Source organism: Massilia litorea, from assembly GCF_015101885.1.
Lineage (GTDB): Bacteria > Pseudomonadota > Gammaproteobacteria > Burkholderiales > Burkholderiaceae_D > Telluria > Telluria litorea.
The window spans coordinates 4,281,916-4,303,849 of sequence record NZ_CP062941.1 but is presented as its reverse complement, the minus strand read 5'-3'; the positions used below and the strand labels follow the sequence as shown (position 1 = coordinate 4,303,849).

General features: G+C 67.0%; 13 protein-coding genes. 8 read left to right on the top strand and 5 right to left on the bottom strand.

The features are described from left to right. Nucleotides 1-78: 78 nt before the first annotated feature. From LPB04_RS24375 to LPB04_RS19340, 4 genes are all read left to right on the top strand, one after another. Nucleotides 79-1,578 (top strand): sensor domain-containing phosphodiesterase, encoded by a 1,500-nt coding sequence (locus LPB04_RS24375; RefSeq protein ID WP_307727252.1) that lies wholly within the window; start codon nt 79-81, stop codon nt 1,576-1,578. Between the two features lie 361 nt (nt 1,579-1,939). Next, complete coding sequence (locus LPB04_RS19350; RefSeq protein WP_193686105.1) at nt 1,940-7,036, top strand: PAS domain S-box protein; 5,097 nt, start codon at nt 1,940-1,942, stop codon at nt 7,034-7,036. After that, nucleotides 7,033-7,923: a GGDEF domain-containing response regulator gene (locus tag LPB04_RS19345; RefSeq protein WP_193686104.1), complete on the top strand. Its 891-nt coding sequence runs from the start codon at nt 7,033-7,035 to the stop codon at nt 7,921-7,923. Before LPB04_RS19350 ends, LPB04_RS19345 begins: the two co-directional genes overlap by 4 nt. A 50-nt stretch (nt 7,924-7,973) precedes the next feature. Continuing rightward, nucleotides 7,974-8,615, top strand: coding sequence for a response regulator (locus tag LPB04_RS19340; RefSeq protein ID WP_193689099.1), 642 nt, complete (start codon nt 7,974-7,976; stop codon nt 8,613-8,615). An 89-nt stretch (nt 8,616-8,704) separates the two neighbouring features. Here the strand turns inward: LPB04_RS19340 and LPB04_RS19335 are convergent, their stop codons facing one another. The 4 genes from LPB04_RS19335 to LPB04_RS19320 all read right to left on the bottom strand — a co-directional run bounded on the left by LPB04_RS19335 (nt 8,705) and on the right by LPB04_RS19320 (nt 12,853). Further along, nucleotides 8,705-9,055, bottom strand: a complete 351-nt coding sequence (locus tag LPB04_RS19335; protein ID WP_193686103.1) for a hypothetical protein — start codon at nt 9,053-9,055, stop codon at nt 8,705-8,707. Nucleotides 9,056-9,328: 273 nt separating this feature from the next. Further along, a complete protein-coding gene (locus LPB04_RS19330; protein WP_227496488.1) occupies nt 9,329-11,140 on the bottom strand; it encodes a putative bifunctional diguanylate cyclase/phosphodiesterase in 1,812 nt (603 codons plus the stop codon). Next, nucleotides 11,103-12,470, bottom strand: coding sequence for a sensor domain-containing diguanylate cyclase (locus LPB04_RS19325; RefSeq protein ID WP_227496487.1), 1,368 nt, complete (start codon nt 12,468-12,470; stop codon nt 11,103-11,105). The genes LPB04_RS19330 and LPB04_RS19325 overlap by 38 nt, the downstream gene beginning before the upstream one ends. Then, the gene (locus LPB04_RS19320) at nt 12,467-12,853 is read right to left on the bottom strand and encodes a PAS domain-containing protein (RefSeq protein ID WP_193686102.1); all 387 of its coding nucleotides are present in this window, start codon (nt 12,851-12,853) and stop codon (nt 12,467-12,469) included. Before LPB04_RS19320 ends, LPB04_RS19325 begins: the two co-directional genes overlap by 4 nt. Before the next feature lie 182 nt (nt 12,854-13,035). Here LPB04_RS19320 and LPB04_RS19315 point away from each other — a divergent pair, with 182 nt between their 5' ends. The 3 genes from LPB04_RS19315 (at nt 13,036) to LPB04_RS19305 (ending at nt 17,010) form a co-directional block, all read left to right on the top strand. After that, nucleotides 13,036-14,247 carry an AMP-binding protein gene (locus LPB04_RS19315; RefSeq protein ID WP_193686101.1) on the top strand — a complete coding sequence of 404 codons (1,212 nt, stop codon included), beginning with the start codon at nt 13,036-13,038 and terminating at the stop codon, nt 14,245-14,247. 10 nt (nt 14,248-14,257) lie between these two features. Then, nucleotides 14,258-15,532, top strand: a complete 1,275-nt coding sequence (locus LPB04_RS19310; RefSeq protein WP_193686100.1) for an MFS transporter — start codon at nt 14,258-14,260, stop codon at nt 15,530-15,532. A 164-nt stretch (nt 15,533-15,696) separates the two neighbouring features. Then, nucleotides 15,697-17,010, top strand: a complete 1,314-nt coding sequence (locus LPB04_RS19305; protein WP_193686099.1) for an MFS transporter — start codon at nt 15,697-15,699, stop codon at nt 17,008-17,010. 72 nt (nt 17,011-17,082) lie between these two features. Here LPB04_RS19305 and LPB04_RS19300 read toward each other — a convergent pair whose 3' ends face one another. Next, nucleotides 17,083-19,488 carry a penicillin-binding protein 1A gene (locus tag LPB04_RS19300; protein WP_407943867.1) on the bottom strand — a complete coding sequence of 802 codons (2,406 nt, stop codon included), beginning with the start codon at nt 19,486-19,488 and terminating at the stop codon, nt 17,083-17,085. Nucleotides 19,489-19,642: 154 nt separating this feature from the next. Between LPB04_RS19300 and LPB04_RS19295 the strand changes: the two genes are divergently transcribed. Beyond that, nucleotides 19,643-21,913 carry an OPT family oligopeptide transporter gene (locus tag LPB04_RS19295; RefSeq protein WP_193686098.1) on the top strand — a complete coding sequence of 757 codons (2,271 nt, stop codon included), beginning with the start codon at nt 19,643-19,645 and terminating at the stop codon, nt 21,911-21,913. Nucleotides 21,914-21,934: the final 21 nt, after the last annotated feature.

Here is a 21,934-nt window from a genome sequence, read left to right as displayed (position 1 = left end):
TCGCTACGCCGCCGGGCCGGAGCCGGGCCTGGCTCGAGTTGCCTGCAGCAAGGCCCAACCTGAAGCGAGCATCGACCCATGATCCAAGCCGTACGCGACGAGCAAGGTCGCCTGAATGTACTCAAGTCATACGCTATCCTCGATACGCCGCGGGAGACCGACTTCGACCAGCTGGTGCGCCTGGCCGCCCAGATCTGCGAGGCGCCGGTTGCCGCGATCACCTTTGTCGACGAACGGCGCCAATGGTTCAAGGCCGTGACGGGACTCGATATGGCAGGAACCGATCGCGCGATCGCATTCTGCGCCCATGCCATTGCCGGCACCGGACTGTTCGAGGTGCCTGACGCATATGAGGACCCGAGGTTTGCGCACAACCCGCTCGTCACCGGCACGACCGGCATCCGGTTTTATGCCGGCATGCCCCTGGTGTCGCCCGACGGGTTCGCGCTCGGCACCATCGCCGTCATCGACCGCGTGCCGCGCACCCTCACCGAAGCACAAACCGCGGCCCTGTCCACACTCGCACGGCAAGTGATGGTGGCGCTCGAGTATCGCCGCCTGGCCCGCCTGTTCGACAGCGCGGTGACGGATTACCAGCACGCGCATGGCGACCCGTATCCGGTCCATGCCTGCCCCAGCGACCAGGCTTCGCACACCGGCCGTCGCGGCCGGTGCGACGCTGATGTTTCCTGGAGCAAGAATGGAAGCGTGCTCCCGGTCCACTACCTCGCGCTGTACCAGGCCAGGGCGGCCGGGCAGAATAGCTTGCGCTTTGTCGACCTTGACATGCAGACCGCGATCGCCACGCGTGCCGCGCTGGAGGCGGACATGCGCCTTGGCCTGGAGCGCGGCGAGTTCCTGCTTCACTACCAGCCGCAGGTGGATGCCCGGGGCGATCCCACCGGCGCCGAGGCGCTGGTGCGCTGGCGGCACCCGCGGCGCGGCCTGGTTTCGCCGGCGGAGTTCATCCCGCTGGCCGAAGAAACCGGACTGATCCTGCCGCTGGGGCAGTGGGTGCTCGAATCGGCCTGTACCCACTTGGCAAGCTGGGGCGCGCGCCCCGGGACTGCGGGCCTGACCATGGCCGTCAATGTCAGCGCGCGCCAGTTCCGCCATCCGGATTTCGTGCGCCAGGTGCTGGCGGTGCTCGAACGGACCGGCGCCGACCCGCGCCGCCTCAAGCTGGAGCTGACCGAAGGCCTGTTGATCGACAACGTCGAAGAGACGGTCGCCAGGATGATCGCGCTCAAAGCGCAGGGCGTCGGCTTCTCGCTCGACGATTTCGGCACCGGCTATTCCTCGCTCGCCTACCTCAAGCGGCTGCCGCTGGACCAGCTGAAGATCGACCAGTCCTTCGTCAGGGACGTGCTGGCCGGCGGCAACGACGCCACGATTGCCCGCACCATCATCACGCTGGGAAAGAGCCTGGGGCTGGCGGTGATCGCGGAAGGCGTGGAGACCGAAGCGCAGCGCGATTTCCTGGCGCAGCACCAGTGCGACGCGTTCCAGGGCTACCTGTTCAGCCGGCCACTTGCAGCGGACCTGATCGACGCCTTCATGGGGGCGCGGACGCGCTAGCGGCGCGCACCGCATTGCATCGGGCGGGACGCAGCCGTTGTTGCACCGCAACAAACGGGTGCTACTTTCGGTCCCTGTTCCGCAGCACATGCTGCCGGGTCGGGGGTGACAGCCGGTGCGGGGCCGGTGCCGGCATTCCACCAATGGTTACAAAGCCTGCGAATAAAATATTACAAAATTGCCCTGCGGCTATCTTTTTGTTGGCCGCTGGGGCAAAATGCGGGACGTCTTTACCGACGGCTGTCCCTTCTTCATCATCCGCGGCAAGTGTTTTCCGCGCTGTGGACCGACTGCCTGTGCACGCCTTTCAGGATGGGCGCCGGTGGTCGGTCACGCCAACCTGATTTCAAACGTACACTCCATGCGCAAGCTTCGGCCGCACCAGGCGGCAGGTATCCTGGTTTCACTGCTTGGCCTGGTGGTCATGGCGGGCTGGTGGACCGGCCAGACGCGCCTGGTCCATCTCACGCCCAACTATTTCCCGATGCTGTTCAACGTCGCCCTGAGCTTCTTCGTGGCCGGCGGCGCGCTGGTGTTGCCGGAATCGCGACCGGGTCTGCGCGAAAGGGGCCAGCAGGCGGCCGGCCTGCTGGTTGCCGCCCTTGCCGCCACAATCGGGCTGCAGGACGTTCTCGGCACGGATTTCGGCATCGACCAGTTGTTCGTCACCCAGTGGTTCGATGACGGCAACCCGCACCCGGGCCGGATGGCGCCGCTGACCAGCGCCGGCTTCATCCTGACCGGCGCCTGCCTGATGCTGATGCAGCGGCTGCGCTCGTCGCGGGCGGCCCAGCTCGCCCTCCAGGTGCTGGTCCACGGTATCCTCGCGGCCGGGATCTTCAGCCTGGTCGGCTATTCGCTCAAGCTCGAACTGCTCTATAACTGGTACCGGTTTGCGCGCATGGCGCCGCACACGGCGATCGGTTTCATCCTGCTCGGTGCCGGACTGTGGGCGCTCTGGTTCCGCACACTCAAGCTCAACGGCGTGTATGCCGACCGCGAGGACAAGCGGATTGCCGCATTCGCCACCCTGATCCTGTTCGTGCTCGCCTTCACCGGCGGACTGGCGGGATTCGTGCTGTCGATCCAGCGCACCGAGGCGTCGCTCAAGCAGAACCTGGAAGCGGCGCTCGCCAACCGCACGCAATTGCTGGAAATCGTCCTCGACGACCGGGTCAAGCTGGCGCGTGCGCTGGCGTCCGACCCGTCCCTGCTGGCCTCGCTGCAGGAGATCGCGGCCCACCCGGCGCGCGACCGCGCCGCAGCGCTGGCAAAGATGGACCTGCACGTCATGGGGGACATGGACGCCGGCATGGCGGTGCTCGCGGCCGACGGCGCGGCCATCCTGCAGCGCGGCCACCTGGTGCGCGAGGCGCGCCTGGCCCTGCCCTTGCGCCAGGGGGCGACCCTGCTCTGGGACGAGCACGCGATCATGCAGGTGGATGTGCCGGTCATTTACAAGGGCAAGCGTTTCGGAACATTGGTGCTGCAGAACGCCATGCCGGCGATCGACAAATTGCTGGCCGATGCCAGCTTGCTGGGGAAAACCGGCGACATCATCATGTGCGCGGCGCTCAGCGCCGGGCAGATGCGCTGCCTGCCGACCCGCCTCGTGCTGTCCGGCTATCCCGTCATCGACCGTGTAACCAAAGGCCAGCCGTGGCCCGCCAGCCGTGCGCTGGACGGGCAGGCCGGTGTGGTCACGCTGGCGGACGGGCGCGGGCAGCAGGTGATCGCGGCCCACGGCCCGGTACGCGGCTTCGGCCTGGGCGTGGTGGTGAAGCAGGATACGGCCGAACTGTTTGCGCAGATCAGGGCGCAGATGACCGATCTGCTGGTGCTGCTGACGCTGCTGGTGGCCGCCAGCCTGCTGTTGCTGCGCTGGCAGCTGGTGCCGCTGGTGACCTCCTTGCTGGCAGCCAAACGCAAGGCCGACATCAATGAAGCGCGGATCCGCTCGGTGGTCGACAACGTTGCCGACGGCCTGATCACCATCGACGAACAGGGCAGGATCGAGTCGATCAACCCGGCCGCCGCGGCAATGTTCGGCTACGAGCTGGACGAGGCCGCGGGCTGCCACTTCGAGATGCTGATCCCGGCGCGCTTCAGGCGCAACCATGCCCGGATCATGGCCGACTATGCACGCACCGGTACCGCCAGCATCATCGGCGGCGCGGCGATCGACGTGCACGGCCAGCGCAAGGACGGCAGCGAGTTCCCGATGCAAATTGCGATTCGCGAAATGCGGGTCGAAGGCCAGCGCCTGTTCGTCGGCATCGTGCGCGACATCAGCCGGCGCCGGCATGCCGAACAGGAGATGCGCAAGGCCGAAGAGCGCTTCCGGCTGGTGTCGCAGGCGACCAACGACGTGGTGTGGGATCTCGATTTCGCGACCGAACAGACGTGGTGGAACGAAGGCCTCATCCATCAGTTCGGCTACAGGCCGGAGGAGGTCGAGAGCGGCCCGGCCTGGTGGCGCGACCGGGTCCATCCGGAAGACCGCGAGGCGCTGCTGGCCGTCGTCGACCGGGAGCTGGCGAGCGGCTGCCGGTTCTGGGCCCAGGACTACCGCTTCGCCCGGGCCGACGGCAGCTACATGCACATTCACGACCGCGCCTACATCATCCGTGACGAGGACGGCAACCCGACCAGGGCGATCGGTGCGATGATGGACGTGACCCAACGCAAGGAGGCCGAAGCGCGCCTGCGCCAGTCCGAGTCGCGTTTTTCCGAAGTCTTCAATCTGAGCCCGGTTGCAATCACCGTCACCCGTGTTGCCGACGGCGGCTTCCTCGACGTCAACGATGCCTTGTTGCAAATGCTCGGCTATGAGCGCCACGAAGTCATCGGCCACACGTCGCTGAGCATCGATTTCTGGCTGTCGCCCGAGGAACGCGCGGCCATGGTCGCGCGGATCCAGGCCCGTGGTTCGGTCCGGGACTTCCCGATGCGCGCGCGCGCCAAGGGCGGCAGGGTGCTCGATCTGCTGATCTCGGTGAACCTGGTCGAACTGGAGGGCGAGGCGCACCTGTTCTGCTTCCTGACGAACGTCACCGAACGCAAGCGCGCGGAGGAGGCCTTGCGCGAGAGCGAAGAAAAATTCCGTTCGATCGTCGAAACCACGATGGACTGGATCTGGTCGATCGACGCGCAGGGACGCGTCCTGTATGCGAACCCGGCGGTCACCGATATCCTCGGCTTCCAGCCGGAAGAACTGATCGGCACGACGATTGTCGATTGCCTGCATCCGGACGCGCAACGGGAAGTCGCCACCGAACTGTCGAGGCTGGCCGCGGGCAAGGGCACCTGGACCAATCTGGTCTTGCGCTGGCGCCACAAGGACGGCAGCGACCGCTACACGCAGTCGAGTGCGGTCCCGATGCTGAGCGAAGACGGCAAGTTGCTTGGTTATCGCGGCAGCGATCACGACATCACCCTGCTCAAGCGTTACGAGCAGGAGCTCGAGGATGCCAAGCACAAGGCGGAAGCGGCCAACCAGGCCAAGAGCGAGTTCCTGGCCAACATGAGCCACGAGATCCGCACGCCGATGAACGGCGTGATCGGGCTCACCAGCCTGGTGCTGAACACGCAGTTGTCCGCGCAGCAGCGCGAATACCTGGGCTTGATGAAATCGTCGGCCGATTCGCTGTTGCGGCTGTTGAACGACATCCTCGACTTCTCCAAGATGGAAGCGCGCAAGCTGGAACTCGATGCGGTCGAGTTCGACGTACGCGAGGCGGTCGGCAATACCTTGAAGACGTTTTCGGCGAGCGCCAGCGAAAAGGGCCTCGAACTGGCCTATCACGTCGCGCCCGACGTGCCGGCCCTGCTGGTGGGCGACCCCGGGCGGCTGGCGCAAATCATCGTCAACCTCGCCGGCAACGCGCTCAAATTCACCAGGCAGGGCGAGGTGGTGGTGCGCGTGGCCGGCGAGCCGCAAGGGGACGCGGGCACCCTGTTGCATATCAGCGTGGCCGACAGCGGGATCGGCATGTCGCCCGAGCAGCAGGCCCACATCTTCGCCGCCTTCGCCCAGGCCGACAGTTCGACCACCCGCCAGTACGGCGGAACCGGGCTCGGCCTGACCATCGTTTCCCAGCTGGTTGCACTGATGGACGGCACGATCCGGGTCGAAAGCGAACCCGGCAAGGGAACCACCTTCCATCTTGCGGTGCGCCTCGGGCTGCCTGAACACCAGCCCGCCCCCGGCATCGGGCAGCAGGCGCCGGCCTTGAAGAACATGCCGGTGCTGGTGGTCGACGACAACCGCTCGAACCGCCTGATACTGGCCGAGATCCTGGTCAGCTGGGGCATGCAGCCGGTGCTGGCGGCCGATGGCCGCCAGGCGCTCGCGGAAATGCGCGAGCAGGCGGCGCGCGGCACCCCGTTCCCGCTGGTCCTGCTCGATGCCGGCATGCCGCAGTTCGACGGCTTCGAGCTGGCGAAGGCAATCAAGGCGTCGCCGGTCCTGGCCGGCGGTACCGTGATGATGCTGTCCTCCAGCGACGCGTCGGCGGAAATCGCCCGTTGCAACGCCCTGGGCGTGACCCGCTTCGTGCGCAAGCCGGTCAAGCAGTCGGAACTGTTCGATGCGATCGCCTCGGCCGCCAGCGCCGCCCCGGCCGGCAGGGGCGGGGCGCCGGAGCACCCATTGCCGCTGCGCGCGGTCCCGGCGCGCAAACTGAATGTGCTCGTCGCCGAAGACCACCACATCAACCAGGTACTGATCGCGGCCATCCTGTCCGGGCTGGGCCATTCCTTCTCGATCGCCAGGAACGGCCTGGAGGTCTTGCAGTTGCTCGAGCACGAGCCGCCCGGCCAGCCATTCGACGTGGTCCTGATGGATGGCCAGATGCCGGAAATGGACGGCTACCAGGCCACTGCCGAGATCCGGCGCCGCGAGCAGCTGAGCGGCAGGCATTTGCACATCATCGCGGTGACCGCGAATGCGATGAAGGATGACCGGGAAGTCTGCCTGGCCGCCGGCATGGACGACTACCTGACCAAGCCGATCGACACCGATCAGCTGATCGAACGGCTGGAGGCTACCCAGCGCAGGCCCGGCAAGCCAGGCCCGGAGGCCTTGCCTGCGCCATCCGCGCCCACGGGCGCACCGACGGCCTTCGACCTGGAATCGGCCCTGAAACGGACCCGGGGCAAGCTGACGCTGCTGAAACAGCTGGCAGCCCTGTTCCTGCAGGACCTGCCCGATTCGCTGGCGGAGCTGCAGCTGGCGATTGCCGCCGGCGACATGCGCGCCATCGAACGGCTGGCGCACCGGCTCAGGGGCGCCGCGTTCACCGTCAGCGCCGAGCCGCTGGCCGAGGCGGCGAACCGGCTCGAACAGATCGGCAAGAACAGGGAACCCGGGCGCGTGCAGGAAGCGGTCAGGGACTTGCAGGCGCGCGCGGCGGAATTGACCACCGAACTGGCACAGCTTACGGAGAAAGACCTATGAAAGTATTAATCGCAGACGACGACCGGCTCTCGCTGCTGTATTTGCAGGACACGCTGGAAGACTGGGGCTACGAGGTCGAGACCGTCGCCGACGGCCAGAGCGCCTGCGACCGGCTGCAGGAGCCGGACGCGCCGATGTTGGCCATCATCGACTGGATGATGCCGGGCATGGACGGCATCGACGTGTGCCGGCTGATCCGCAGCCGCGTGAAGGACCGCTATGTCTACCTGATCATGCTGACCTCGCGCAGCGAAACCGAGTTCGTGGTGGAGGCAATGAACGCCGGCGCCGACGATTTCATCGGCAAGCCCTTCAACGTCGAGGAGTTGCAGGTGCGGATACGGGCCGGGCGCCGGATCAGCGAACTGGAACAGCAATTACGGCTCAAGGCGAGCCATGATGCGCTGACCGGCATCTACAATCGCGGCGCGGTCATCGATATCCTCGAAAAGGAGCTGGTGCGCCTGGGCCGTGAGCACCAGCCGGTGGCGGTCATTTTCGGCGACCTCGACCATTTCAAGCGCACCAACGACGTGTATGGCCACCTGGCCGGCGACGCGGTGCTGCGCGAAGTGACCCGGCGCGTGGGCGGCGTCCTGCGGCCCTATGATTCCCTTGGGCGCTATGGCGGCGAGGAGCTGCTGATCGTGCTGCCGGCCTGCGATGCCGCCGGTGCGATGGAGGTCGCCGAACGGGTACGCTCGGCGGTGGCCGCGCAACCGGTACAGACCGGGTTCGGCGCGATTCCGAGTTCGCTCAGCATCGGCGTCGCCGCCGCCGGCCCCGGCCAGGGCATGTCCTGCAGCGGCCTGCTGCAGCTGGCCGACGCGGCGCTGTATCGCGCCAAGGCGGGCGGGCGCAACCGGATCGAGCTGGCCGGGGAGTGATGTGGGCGGAATGATGCGGGGAGCAGCTGGGTGTGGGAGGGGTGAAACGGATGAGCACTGACAGGATCAGCATTTTGTTGGTGGACGATCATCGCGTCGTGCGTAACGGCATACGCCTGATGTTGGGAACGGCCGACGACATCGAAGTGGTCGGCGAAGCGGAGACGGCACAGGACGCGTTGCAGTTCGCGAACGAGCACGACGTCGATGTCGTTCTCGTGGACATCAACTTGCCCGACAAAAGCGGACTGGATCTCATCAAGCGCTTGCGGACGCTGAAGCCGGAAACCGCGGCCGTCGTGCTGACGGCCTATCCCGAGGAAACCTACGCGCTGCGCGCCTTCAGGCAGGGCGCGGCCGGATACCTGAACAAGAACAGCAGCACCGACGTCATCGTTGCCGCGGTCCGCAAAGCAGCTGCCGGCGGCAGATACCTGACGCCGGAGACGATGGAACGGTTTGCCGGCATGCTCGGCGGCGACCGGCTGGGATCACACGCGCTGCTGTCCGACCGCGAACTCGAGGTGCTGAAGCGGCTCGCGGAAGGCGAGAGCCTGGTCAGGATCGCCGGGCAGCTGCACCTGAGCCCGAGTACGGTGACCACCTACCGTGCGCGGGTGCTCGACAAAATGGGAATGAAAAGTAACGCCGAGCTGACCCGCTATGCGATCGAGCATGGCTTGCTGGGGTAGGGCACCGGTCGCCATGCCGGCGACCGGCGCTCTGCCGGCACTTCTCCTCGCAGGGGAGGCGTGCCGGTCAAGCCGCGGGTGAAGCCGAACTATCGGCCGGTGCCCGTGCCCGTCGTGGGCGGGGTGCTGGTGGTGCCGGTCGTCCCCGTCGTACCGCTGGTGCCGCTGGTGTCGCTGGTGCCCGTCGTGCCGGCTGCGCCCGCCGTGCCGCTGCCCCAGGCGCCGGAGCCCGTGGTGGTGCCGGTCGAGCTGGTGGTCGGCGTGCTGCCGGTAGCGCCGGTGGTCGGGTTGCCGCGTTCGGTCATGGCGCCGCTGCCGCTCTTCGTCGAACCCATCGTGCTGCTGCCCGACGAGCTGTCCATCGTGTCGGTCGACTTGCAGGCGGCCAGGCCCAGGCCCATCGAGGCGGCGAGGATGATGCTCAGTGTGGTTCGTTTCATATTCTTTTCCCTCCAGATTGGTTTGAGGTCTTTATCATGCGAGCACCCGTTTGCCGCCGCCATAGGAAGGGAACGTTAATACGTGTAGGAGATACCGGACAGTTAATGTGCAGCGGTGACCGCATGTCAGCGCGGCGCGCCTGATTCATGGCCGCGCCCCCGGTGGATGGCGCTTGCCATGATGCGACGGCGCGCAAAGGGGCGCCATAGGAAGGGGGAGGCCCGCCGTGTAGGACGGGCCGGACAGCGTCAGCCCCGGTGCCGCCCTCGGTGTCAGCGATTTGCGCCGATCCACTCCACCAGCGCATTCGACACCAGCGGCCGGCTGAACAGATAGCCCTGGCCCTTGGCGCAGAGCTGGGCGCGCACGGCGTCGAGCTGGGCGGCCGTTTCGATGCCTTCGGCCACCGTGTTCATGCCCAGGCTCTGCGCGACCTTGACCGTGGCTTCGATCAGCACCCGGTGGTGATGGCTGGTATCGGCCTTGCAGACGAAGGAGCGGTCGATCTTGACGGTGTCGACCGGCAACAGGTGCAGGCTCGACAGCGAGGAATAGCCGGTGCCAAAATCGTCCAGCGCCAGCTTGATGCCGAGGCTTTTCAGTTCGTGCAGGCGCACCTGGATCTGCTCGTCCTGGGCGGCCAGGCTTTCGGTGACTTCGAGCTGCAGGCTCTCGGGCGGCATGCCGGTGCGGGCCAGCACGTTCGCCACTTTCGCCGTCCAGTCGGGCTGGGCCAGCTGGGCGCGCGACAGGTTCACGGCCATCAGGCGCGGCGCGGCCCCGCCCAGCTGCGCGCGCCAGCGCATGAAGTCGACGCAGGAGCGTTCCAGCACGAAGTCGCCGATCTGGTCGATCAGCCCGCATTCCTCGGCCACGCCGATGAAATCGAAGGGCGGCACCAGACCGCGCGTCGGATGCTGCCAGCGCACCAGGGCCTCGACGCCGGCCGAGTGGTCGGTCGAGCCGTCGGGATTCAGGCCGACCACCGGCTGGTACATGACGAACAGCTGTTCTTCCGCCAGCGCCGTGCGCAGCTGCGCCTCGATGTCGGCGCGGCGCGCGGCGCGCTCGCGCATGGCCGCCTCGAACATCACGTGGCGCGCACCGCCGGCGCGCTTGGCCTCGATCATGGCGATGCTGGCGTCGCCGATCGCCGCGTCGGCGTCGCCGGCGATCTCGCCGTCCTTGCCAGGCTCACCGCCCCAGAACAAACCGATGCTCGCCCGGCAGGCCACTTCATGGCCGTCGACCTGGTGCGGCCGCGCCAGCGTGTCGAGCAGGCGCAGGGCCAGGCGCTCGGCTTCGTCCGGATGGCGCAGGCCGTCCAGCAGCACCACGAATTCGTCGCCGCCGACGCGCGCCACCAGGCCGGTCCCGCCCGCGGCCGGGTCGACCCGGCCGTTCGCGGGCAGGCCGCCGGCACGCATGCGGTCGGCCAGCGCCGCCAGCAGGCGGTCGCCAATGGAGGTGAGCAGGCGGTCGCCCGCGCTCTGGCCGAGGGTGTCGTTGATCTGGCGGAAGCGGTCGCAATTGAGGAACAGCAGCGCAAAGCGGTCCGCGCTCGCCCCGCGGTCGAGCAGGCCTTGCAGCTGCTCGCGCGCCGCGGCGCGGTTCGGCAGCCGGGTCAGGGCGTCGGTGCGCGCCGCGCTGCGCAGGCGCCGGCGCAGGTTTTCCTGCTCGCGCTGCATCTCCAGGGTGGCGTCGGTGAGCGCCGCCATCAGGCGTTCCGGATCGAGTTTCAACAGGCTGATCGACAGCACCTGCGGCGCGCCGGGCGCGCTGTGGTCGTCGCCGAGCGGCACGCGCAGCGCCTCGCAGACCACGCCCGAAGGCTGGTCGAAGGCGTCCGCCAGCTGTTTCAGCTGAGGTGCAACCGCTTCCAGGGTCGCGAACAGGTTATCCAGTCCGCCGTCGCGGGCGAGCGGCATCAGCAGGTTCGAGGCCATCGGATTGAGCATCTCGACAGCGCCATCGAGCCCCGTCTGCACGAGGCCGATCGGGGCCCGGTACAGGAACTGCACCAGGGCCTCGTAGGCGTCGATCTGCTCAATCCGCATTGCGGCTTCGCTGTGGAGTGTTTTCATGAAGAGTCAGTTCGGGAGTCCAGGGCGCGACGCGGTTGCGTCCCTGCGCCTTGGCCTGGTAAAGCGCCTCGTCGGCGCGCTTGATCAGGAGGTCGATGCCGCCAGCCGTGCCGTCCAGGATCGCCACGCCCGCGCTGACGGTGTAGGCGATCTCGGCGCCGTCGGCCGCGACCAGGCGGGTCGCCACCAGCGCGCGCAGGCGCTCGGCGCCGGCCAGCGCCTGCTCGATGCCGGTCGAGGGCAGCAGCACGGCGAATTCCTCGCCGCCCAGGCGCGCCACCGTGTCGACCGCGCGGAAGGTGTCGCGCAGGACGTTGGCCAGGTCGCACAGCACGCGGTCGCCGGCCGGGTGGCCGTAGCGGTCGTTGATGTGCTTGAAGTGGTCGGCGTCGAACACGATCAGGGCCAGCGAACGCGGGGTGTGGGCCGCGCGGTCGAGTTCGAGCTCGGCGGCTTCGAAAAAGGCGCGCCGGTTCGCCAGCGAGGTCAGATGGTCGCAGAAGGCGGCCTGGCGCCGCTTCTCGGTGGCGGCGCGCTTGTCGCTGATGTCGCGCAGGATCAGGCAGTAGCGCGGTGCGGCCGGATCGTCGCCGAAGGCTTCGCGGTCCGGCAAGGGCGCGATCAGCGCGCTGCACCAGAACTGGCTGCCGTCGGCGCGCAGGCGCAGGCCTTCGTCCATGCTCCAGCCGTTGGTGTCGGCCTCGCGCAGGCGGTCGAGCAGGTGCTCGCCGGTCATCGCGTCGGGCGGATAGAAGATGGAATAGGGCGAGCCGACGATGTGCTCGCCGAAACCGGTGACGCGCGCGATGCTCTCGTTCCAGTCGCACAGGCGGCCCGCGCGATCGACCGCGGCCAGGGCGTAGTCGCTGATGCGGGTCAGGATGGCGTTGAGCCAGGCGTCGCTCTGGCGCAGCTGGCGTTCGCGCCGCACTTCGGCCGTCACGTCCTGGATCACGGCCATGACGCGCGCGGCGTCCAGTTTCAGCAGGGTCAGCGACAGGATCTGCGGCGTGCCGCGGATGCTGTCGTCGGCGCGCAGGTGGATGTGCTCGCCTTCGAAGACCATGCCGTTGGCTTTCGGGTATTGGGCGCACTGGAGGCGCAGGTCGGGCGCCACGCTTTCCAGCGCGGTGAACAGGTTCGTCAGGCTGCCGTCCGGCGACAGCGGCATCAGGAGCTGGGCCGAGATCGGGTTGATCATCACGATCTCGCCGTCGATGCCGGCTTGTACCAGGCCGACCGGGGCCAGGTACAGGAACTGCATCAGGGCTTCGTGCTCGGCGCGCAGGCTTTCCGCGTTCGCGTCCACGTCGTTGGAGAAGTCGATCACCGGCGCTGGACCAGCACGTAGCGGGTGCCGCTGGCGGCGCTGGCCAGCAGGCGCAGCTTGACCTTGATCGGACGCATGCGCAGGGTCAGCACGTAGTCGATCGTGTCGTCGAGTTCGGCCGCGTCGAAGGCGGCGTCTTCGAAACGCTGGGCCACCATGAAGTTGTTCAGGCAGGGCGCGACGTTGGTGAACAGCGGCTCGCCGATCACGCGCTGCGGCGACAGCCCGGCGGCCTGCGATTCGAAGGCGTTGTAGCGCTGGACCCTGGCGTCGGCGTCGAAGCCGATCACGCCGAAGTCGAGCGTGTCGAGCTGTTCCTGGCTGCTGGCGTCGAGGATGTCGGCCAGGCCGCGCGTGTCGAAGGTGGGGGGTGCACTGGTCATGTTGGATCTCCGCCGGATGGCCGAATTGGTGAATTGACGAATTTGCGAATTGATTTTGAGAAACAAATGTTGGCATGCACGAGCGCGGGTGTCAATCGTGCAGGGCGCTTGCGGTCACGATGTTGACAGAAAAGGCGGCCCGCTGCACCATCGCCAGCCCCGAACTGTCGCGAAAGAAGCAAATGCAAGCGCCTGTAAAGACACGCTGGTGGCGGCACGAACCCGCACTCGCCCGCCTCGTGCGCGACCTCGTCGCGGCGGAACTGGCGGCCGCGCGGCCCGGACGGCCGCTTCCTGTCCCGTCCTCCTGGCCTCCCGGCCTCGACCTGGTGGCCGATCTCGGCGCCGATTCGCTCGACCTGATGGGCGCCGCGACCAGCCTGGCCGACCTGCTGGGATTTGCGCGCGCCGGCATGGAGGACGCCTTGCTGGCGCAGACCGGGCTGGCCGACTGGATCGCCTGTGCCCGGGCCAGCCTGGCGCGCGAGGACGGCGTGCTGACCTTCCGCACCTCGGGCAGCTCGGGCGCGCCGAAGCGCTGTGCGCATACGCTCGCGGACTTGTGGCGCGAAGTCGACGAACTGGCGCGCCTGCTGCCCGGCCGGCGCCGCGTGCTGGCGGCCGTGCCGGCCCATCATATCTACGGTTTCCTGTTCACCGTGTTGCTGCCGCAGGATGGGGCGGCGCCGCTGCCGGTGCTCGACCTGCGCGCTTCCTCGCCGGCGGCCCTGGCCGCGCAGCTGGCGCCGGGGGACCTGGTGGTGGCGCATCCCGACTTCTGGCACCAGGTGGCGGCGCTGGCGCCGGGCTTTCCCGGCGACGTGGCCGGCGTCAGTTCCGGCGCGCCGTGTGCGGATGCGACGGCACGCACGCTTGCCGCAACCGGGATGCGCCTGCTGCAGGTCTACGGCAGTTCGGAGACGGCGGGCGTCGGGTGGAGGGAGGAGGCCGGTGCGCCGTATCGCTTGCTCCCGTACTGGCGCCGGGGTGCGCAGGAGAATACGATCGAACGCGGGGACCAGGGTTTTCCGCTGCAGGACCGGCTCGAGTGGATCGACGCCGAGCGCTTCGTGCCGGACGGGCGCATCGACCAGGCGGTGCAGGTCGGGGGCACGAACGTGTATCCAGCCTATGTGGCCGAGGTGCTGGCGCTGCATCCGGACGTGCGCGAATGCGTCGTGCGCCCGATGCGTCCGGACGAGGGCGCCCGCCTGAAAGCCTTCGTGGTGGCGGGCGAGGGCGTCGCGACGGCGGCACTGCGCCAGGAACTGGACGGCTGGATCGCCGAACGCTTGAGCCCGCCCGAGCGGCCGGCCGCGTTTTCCTTCGGCCCCGCCTTGCCGCGCGGACCGGGCGGCAAGGCGGCGGACTGGATCATCGACGCCTGGAACTGAAAGGAATACCATGCCCGACGCACCGAAAACGACAATCGAGCCGGCCACCGCCGGCAAGTTCAGCGGCTACCAGAAGCTGGTGGCGGGCCTGCTCGCCTTCCTGCAATTCGCGGTGATCCTCGACTTCATGGTCATGGCGCCGCTTGGCGCGCTGATCATTCCCGCACTCGCTATCACGCCGGCGCGCTTCGGCATGATCGTCTCGGCCTATGCGTTCAGCGCCGGCCTGAGCGGCTTGCTGGCGGCCGGATTCGCCGACCGCTTCGATCGCAAAAAATTGCTGTTGTTCTTTTATGTCGGCTTTCTCGCAGGGACCCTGTGGTGCGGCCTGGCCCAAACCTTTCCGTCCCTGCTGCTGGCGCGTATCGTGACGGGATTGTTCGGCGGCGTGATCGGCTCGGTGGTGCTGGCCATCGCAACCGACCTGTTCGCGCCTGCGCTGCGCGGGCGGGTCATGGGGATCATCCAGACGGCGTTCTCCGCCAGCCAGGTGCTGGGCCTGCCGCTGGCGCTGCTGGCGTCCACCCGCTGGGACTGGCATGCGCCGTTCTTTCTGCTGGTCGGACTGGGCGCGCTGGGAGGACTGCTCGTCGGGTGGCGCCTGAAGCCGGTCACGGCCCATCTGGACGGTGCGCACGAGGTCCATCCGGTCCGGCATCTGGTCGACACGATCGTGTCGCGGCGTCATCTGCCTGCGTTTGCCACCACCGTCCTGCTGACGACGGGCGGCTTCATGATCATGCCCTTCAGCAGCGTATTCATCGTCAACAATGTCGGCCTGGCCAGCACGGACTTGCCGACCATTTACCTGCTGACCGGCCTGTGCACCATCCTGACCGCGCCCCTGGTCGGGAAAATGGTCGATGCGGTCGGACGGATGCCGGTCTTCCTGGCCGGCAGCGGGTTAAGCATCGCGATGGTGCTGGTGTACACGAACCTGGGGCGCGTGTCCCTGCCGGTACTGGTCCTGGTCAACGTCACGATGTTCCTCGGAATTTTCGCACGCATGATTCCCTACCAGGCGATGTCCGCCTCGGTGCCCGAACCGCGGATGCGCGGTTCCTTCAATGCGATCAGCGCGTCCATCCAGCAGTTGTCGGGTGGCGTCGCGGCCGTGATTGCCGGGCATCTCGTCAGTATCGGGGCGGATGGCAGGCTGCACGGATTCAACAGGGTAGGGTGGGTGCTGGTGGCGACGACGATTGCCGGCGCCTTCCTGGTGAACCAGGTCAACCGGGAAATCCGGAAGCGCAGTACTGCGAAGATGCCGCCCGCGACACCGTGAGGGCACACTGCGCAAGCCCGGGGAACGACAGGCCCGGGACCGGGCGCTTCCTGCGGTGCGCCGCTTGCTGGGATGGCAACAGGCGTTCTACACTGCGTTGTGTAGTCGCCGCGACCGCATTGGCCGCCGGCGCTTTGTTCATCCGATCAAGCGAGGTCAATAAAATGGATTCACCCACCCTCTCGCAGGAGGCCGGCATCGCGCAGCGGGAGCAGCTGGAAACCACCACCTATGCCAAGGTGACTGCGCGCCTGCTGCCCTTCCTGTTCGTCTCCTACGTCGCGGCTTACCTCGACCGCGTCAACGTCGGTTTCGCCAAGTTGCAGATGCTGAGCGACCTGCAGTTCAGTGAAACCGTGTACGGACTTGGCGCCGGGATTTTCTTCATCGGCTACTTCCTGTTCGAAGTTCCGAGCAACATCATCATGCACAAGGTCGGGGCGCGCGTCTGGATTGCCCGCATCATGATCACCTGGGCCATCCTGTCCGGCGCCATGATCTTCGTGAGCAGCCCGACCGTGTTCTACGTGCTGCGCTTCTTCCTGGGTGTGGCCGAAGCCGGCTTCTTCCCCGGCATCGTGCTGTACCTGACCTACTGGTTCCCGGCGCAGCGGCGCAGCCGCATGAATGCGCTGTTCATGATCGGCATCCCGGTGGCCGGCGTGGTGGGCGGGCCGCTGTCGGGCTGGATCCTGAATTCCATGAACGGCTTCCACGGGATGCCGGGCTGGCAATGGCTGTTCCTGGTCGAAGCCGTGCCCTCGCTGCTGCTCGGCGTGGTCACGCTCTTCTACCTGCCCGACAGCATTCGCGCTGCTTCATGGCTGAGCAACGACGAGAAACGGCTGCTGGAAGACAATATCGCGAAGGAGAACGCCGGGAAAGAGGATCACGCGCTGTCCGGCGTCTTCGGCAACCCCCGTGTCTGGCTGATGGCGGCGATCTATTTCTGCTGCATGATGGGCCTGTATGGCGTCGGTTTCTACCTGCCGACGCTGATCAAGGCGGCCGGGGTCAAGGATGCGCTCAACGTCGGCCTGCTGACCGCCATTCCTTACGGCTGCGCCGTGGTCGCGATGCTGGCGGTCGCGAAAAGCGCGGACCGCACCCGTGAGCGCCGCTGGCACTTCACCATCGCCAGCGCCCTGGGCGGCCTGGGCCTGCTGCTGGCCACCATCTACGGCAATAACGTCACGCTGGCCATGGCCGCGCTCTCGCTCGGTACGGCCGGCCTGCTGGCCACCATGCCGGTCTTCTGGACCTATCCGAGCGCCATTCTCGGCGGCACGGCCGCCGCTGCCGGCATCGCCATGATCAATTCCATCGGCAACCTTGCCGGCTTCGTCAGCCCATCGATCATCGGCTGGATGAAGGACGTGACCAACAGCACGGATGCAGGCATGTACGTCGTGTCCGCTGCGTTGTTGCTGGGCTCGGTGCTTGCCTTGTTGCAGCCGCCTAGCCTGGTCAATCGATGAAGGCGGCAGGCGGCCGGTTCCGGGATCATCCCGGACCGGCCGCCGGGAGTGCCGGTCGCATCGCTCGCCCTGTCACTGCTGCGCCGGCACGAATACCGGCGCCGCCGGTGGCTCGGGCGGCTTCGCGAAACCGTCCGCGCGCGGATGCTCGCTGCCGGTTTCTTCGTCGTCCGTCAGGTAGGGCTGCGGTGCATTCAGGGTCGCCGGATCGATGTCGATCGTGTGCAGCTCCGGCCGCTCCGCAAACTCCGCATAGACCCAGTCGTCGTTCTCGCGCATGATGCCTTCCGGTTGCGGACGCTCCGCCTCCGGCCGCTTGGCGAGCGCCACCTGCATGTAGTCGATCCAGATCGGCAGGGCCAGGGTGGCGCCGAATTCGCGGCCGCCCAGCGAACGCGGTTCGTCATAGCCCATCCAGGCCACGGCCACGATATTGCCGCCATAGCCGGCGAACCAGCCGTCGATGGCGTCGCTCGTGGTGCCGGTCTTGCCGGCGATGTCGCTGCGGCCGAGTCGCTTGGTGGCGGCGGCGCCGGTGCCGTAGCGCGTGACGTCGCGCAGCATGGAATCGGTGACGAAGGCATTGCGTGGGTCGAGCACGCGCGCGGCTTCCTGGCGCGCGGCCGGCGGCTTGTTCTCGACCAGGACCTTGCCGTCGCCGTCCTCGATGCGCGCGATCAGGTAGGGCTTGACGCCATAGCCGCCGTTGGCGAAGACCGCATACGCACCCGCCATCTGCAGCGGCGTCACGGCGCCGGTGCCGAGCGCCAGCGTCATGTTCTTCGGATGGCGCGCCAGGTCGAAACCGAACTTGCCGAGGAAGTCGTGGGTGTAGGGCACCTCCAGTGCGCGCAGCAGGCGTATGGTCGGCACGTTCTTGGAGTGCGCCAGCGAATAGCGCATCGTGATCGGACCGCTGAAGACGCCGTCGTCGTTCCCCGGCGACCAGTCGGCGCCGGCGTTCTCGCCAGGCATGGTCAGTGCCTCGTCGAGGATCAGGGTGCCTGGCGAATAACCCTTTTCGACCGCTGCCGAATACACGAAGGGCTTGATCGCGGAACCCGGCTGGCGCCAGGCCTGCGTCACGTGGTTGAACTTCTGCAGGTTGTAGTCGAAGCCGCCGACCAGGGCCTGGTAGGCGCCGGTGTCGGCGTCGAGCGCGACGAAGGCGGCCGCCACCAGCGGCACCTGGGTGATGCCCCATTCGGCCTTGCCGGCCTTCGTGATGCGCACCACGGCGCCGGGCGCAATGCGTTGCGCCTCTTTGGCTTTCTCGGACAGGCCGCTTGCCGCAAACTTCAGGCCGGCGCCCGTGATCGTGATGGCGTCGCCGTCGATGGTCTCGACCTTCACCGATTTCGTGGAAGCGGCAACCACCACGGCCGGCTCCAGGCCGTCGCTGGACGGGCGCTTCTGCAGCGCCTCGACGATGGCGTCTTCGCGTTCTTCGGCATCCGCCGGCAGCTCGATGCGCGCTTCCGGGCCGCGGTAGCCATGGCGGCTGTCATAGGCGATCACATTGCGCCGCACCGAATCGTAGGCCGCTTCCTGGGCTTTCGAATCGATCGTCGTGATCACCTTGATGCCGCGCGTGTACGACTCTTCGGCGTACTGGGCGAACACGGCCTGGCGCGCCAGCTCGGCCACGTACTGCGCATGGGTGCCGAATTCCTGCGGCTTCGAATGCACGCGCAGCGGCTCGGCGACGGCCTTTGCGTACTGGGCCTCGTCGATGTCGCCGAGGTCGCGCAGGCGGCGCAGCACCTGTTCCTGGCGCAGCTTGGCGCGCTTCGGGTTCACGGCCGGGTTGTGGCGGGCTGGGTTTTGCGGCAGGCCGGCCAGCATCGCGGTCTCGGCGATCGTCAGCTGGTCGAGCTTCTTGCCGAAATAGCTGCGCGCGGCGCTGGCGAAGCCGTAGGAACGCTGGCCGAGATAGATCTGGTTCATGTACAGCTCGAGGATCTGGTCCTTGGTCAGCGCATCCTCGATTTTATAAGCCAGCACGATTTCGTTGAGCTTGCGCGACAGGACTTTTTCCTTCGTCAGGAAGAAGTTGCGGGCCACCTGCATGGTAATGGTCGAGGCGCCGCCGGAGCCGAAGCCGCCCGTCACGTTGGCCTTCACGGCGCGCGCGGCGCCCACCCAGTCGATGCCCTTGTGCTCATAAAAGCGCGCATCCTCGATGGCCAGCACGGCCTTTTTCATCATCGGCGGGATCTGGTCGATCGGGACGAAGTCGCGGTGCTCCTCGCCGAATTCGCCGATCAGCTGGTTGTCGGCGGTGTAGATGCGCAGCGGGATCTTCGGCTTGTAGTCGGTGACGGCGTCGATCGAAGGCACGTTCGGCACGATCGTCATGAGGAACCAGACTGCGGCGCAGGCAACGGCGAGGACGATGGCGGCGAGGATGAAGAAGATGAAACCGCCTTGCTTGTTAAAACGGCGGAGCTGGCGCGGTGCGCGTGGGGACTTGGTCAAGACAGTGTTCTCCTGCTGTGGGCCTGCGCAAAAGGCAGGCCCGGCCGCGCATTATAATCCGCTTTCTTTCGCCCTCCGGCTATGCCATAGTCACGCCTTCAGGCTGCCTTAAGTCTGCTGCGACTGCCCGGCGCCCCAAGAACCCAGGAATACGATGCCCTACGATCCCGCTCCCGCCGCCGTCAAGCCGTACATACCGGCCAACTCGAACCTCCCCGAATTCACCATCCGCGCCCTCGTCATGGGCGTCGTGCTGGGCATGATCTTCGGTGCTTCCTCGCTCTACCTGGTCCTGAAAGTCGGCCTGACGGTCAGCGCCTCGATTCCGGTGGCGGTGATCGCCATCACCCTGTTCGGCATGTTCAAGAAGATGGGCGGGCGCGAGTCGACCATTTTAGAGAACAGCATCACGCAGACGGCCGGCTCGGCCGGCGAGTCGCTCGCCTTCGGCCTGGGCGTTACCATGCCGGCGATTATGATCCTCGGCTTCGACCTCGAGATCTCGCGCGTCATGCTGGTCGGCGTGCTAGGCGGCCTTCTCGGCATCCTGATGATGATCCCGATGCGGCGCACGATGATCGTCGACGCCCACCGTGAACTGAAATACCCGGAAGGCACTGCCTGCGCCGAAGTGCTGAAGGCGGCCGCCACCGAAACCTCGCGCGAAGCGGCGGGCGAGGTGCGCGAAGCGGGGTCCGACGCCGCGCGCGACGCCCGGCGCCGCGCTGCCATCATCTTCGGCGGCTTCGGCCTCGGCCTGCTGTACAAGGTGGCCAACGTCTCGTTCAAGGGCTGGAAGGATGTCGCCAATTTCGAATTCGGCGCGCCGCTGAAGGCCGGTTCGGCCGGTGCCGAGATCTCGCCCGAGCTGGTGGGCGTCGGCTACATCATCGGTCCGCGCATCGCCTTTACCATGGCGGCCGGCGGCGTGCTGTCCTATCTCTTGCTGATCCCGATGATCAAGTTCTTCGGCGAGCTGCTGACGGTGCCGCTGTCGCCCGGGACGATGCTGATCAAGGACATGTCGCCCGACGACATCCGCGACGCCTATGTGCTGTACATCGGCGCCGGCGCCGTGGCTGCGGGCGGCCTGATTTCGCTGGTGCGCTCGCTGCCGTCGATCTGGAATGGCCTGAAGGGCGGCCTGGCGGGCATGGGCGCAAAGAAGACGACGGCTGCAGCCGGAGCTGATCCTTCGCTGCGTACCGACCAGGACATTCCGTTCAAATGGGTCGCGATCGGCTGCCTGGCCATCATCGCCATCATCACCTTCGCCACGCCGCTGCACATGAACCTGCTGGGCGCACTCCTGATCCTCGTGTTCGGCTTCCTGTTCGCGACCGTCTCTTCGCGCCTGACCGGCGAAGTCGGCTCCTCGTCGAACCCGATTTCCGGCATGGCCGTGGCCACGCTGCTGTTCACCTGCCTGATCTTCCTGGTCATGGGCTGGACCGGCGGACGCTATTACGTCACCGCCCTGTCGGTCGGCGCCATCGTCTGCATCGCGGCCAGCAACGCCGGCACGACTTCGCAGGATTTGAAGACCGGCTTCCTGGTCGGCTCGACGCCGCGCCTGCAGCAGTACGCCATCCTGTGCGGCGCCTTTGCCTCGGCGCTGATCCTGGGGCCGATCCTGCTGAAGCTGAACGACGCCGGCACCGTCTACGTGCCGGCCGCCCAGGTTGCGCCAGGCATCACGGTCGACGCGTCGAAGCTGACCGAGACGGCGCAGCTGCAAGGCCCGCAGGCCGAGAGCGACAATAAGACCTATAAAGTCTGGCGCAAGGTCGGCACCGCCGGCGGACCGGAAGGCAAATACCTGGTGGGCGAAGACGGCAAACTGGCCTACCTGGTCGACCCGGGCATCAACGGCCACCACCACACGCGTCCGGACGGCACCGAAGTGAAGAAATACGACGCGCCGAAGGCCGTGCTGATGTCCTACATCATCAAGGGCATCCTCGACCAGCAGCTGCCGTGGACCCTGGTGCTGTTCGGCGTGATGATCTCGGTGGTGCTGGAAATGGCCGGCATCCAGGCGCTGGCGTTTTCGGTGGGCGTGTATCTGCCGCTGGTGTCGACGCTGCCGATCGCGGTCGGCGGCGCGGTGCGCTGGGCGGCCGACCGCCGCAACAACAAGCTGCCGCAGTACGCGGCCTTGAACGACGAAGAGCGCACCGCTGCCGGGGACCGCAGCTCGGGCACCTTGCTGGCTTCCGGCTATATCGCCGGCGGTGCGCTGGCGGGCATCATCATCGCGATCACGGCGGGGGTGATGACGAATTTCGACAGCATGATGGCGAAGTGGGCCGAGTCGTCGAACCCGTTCTTCGCGGGGGCGCATGCGGATCTGCTGTCCCTGATACCGTATGCGGCGATCGTGCTGCTGCTGTACTGGGTGGCGCGCGAGAAGCCGCAGCAGTAAGTGAAACGGGCGCTCGAGGCG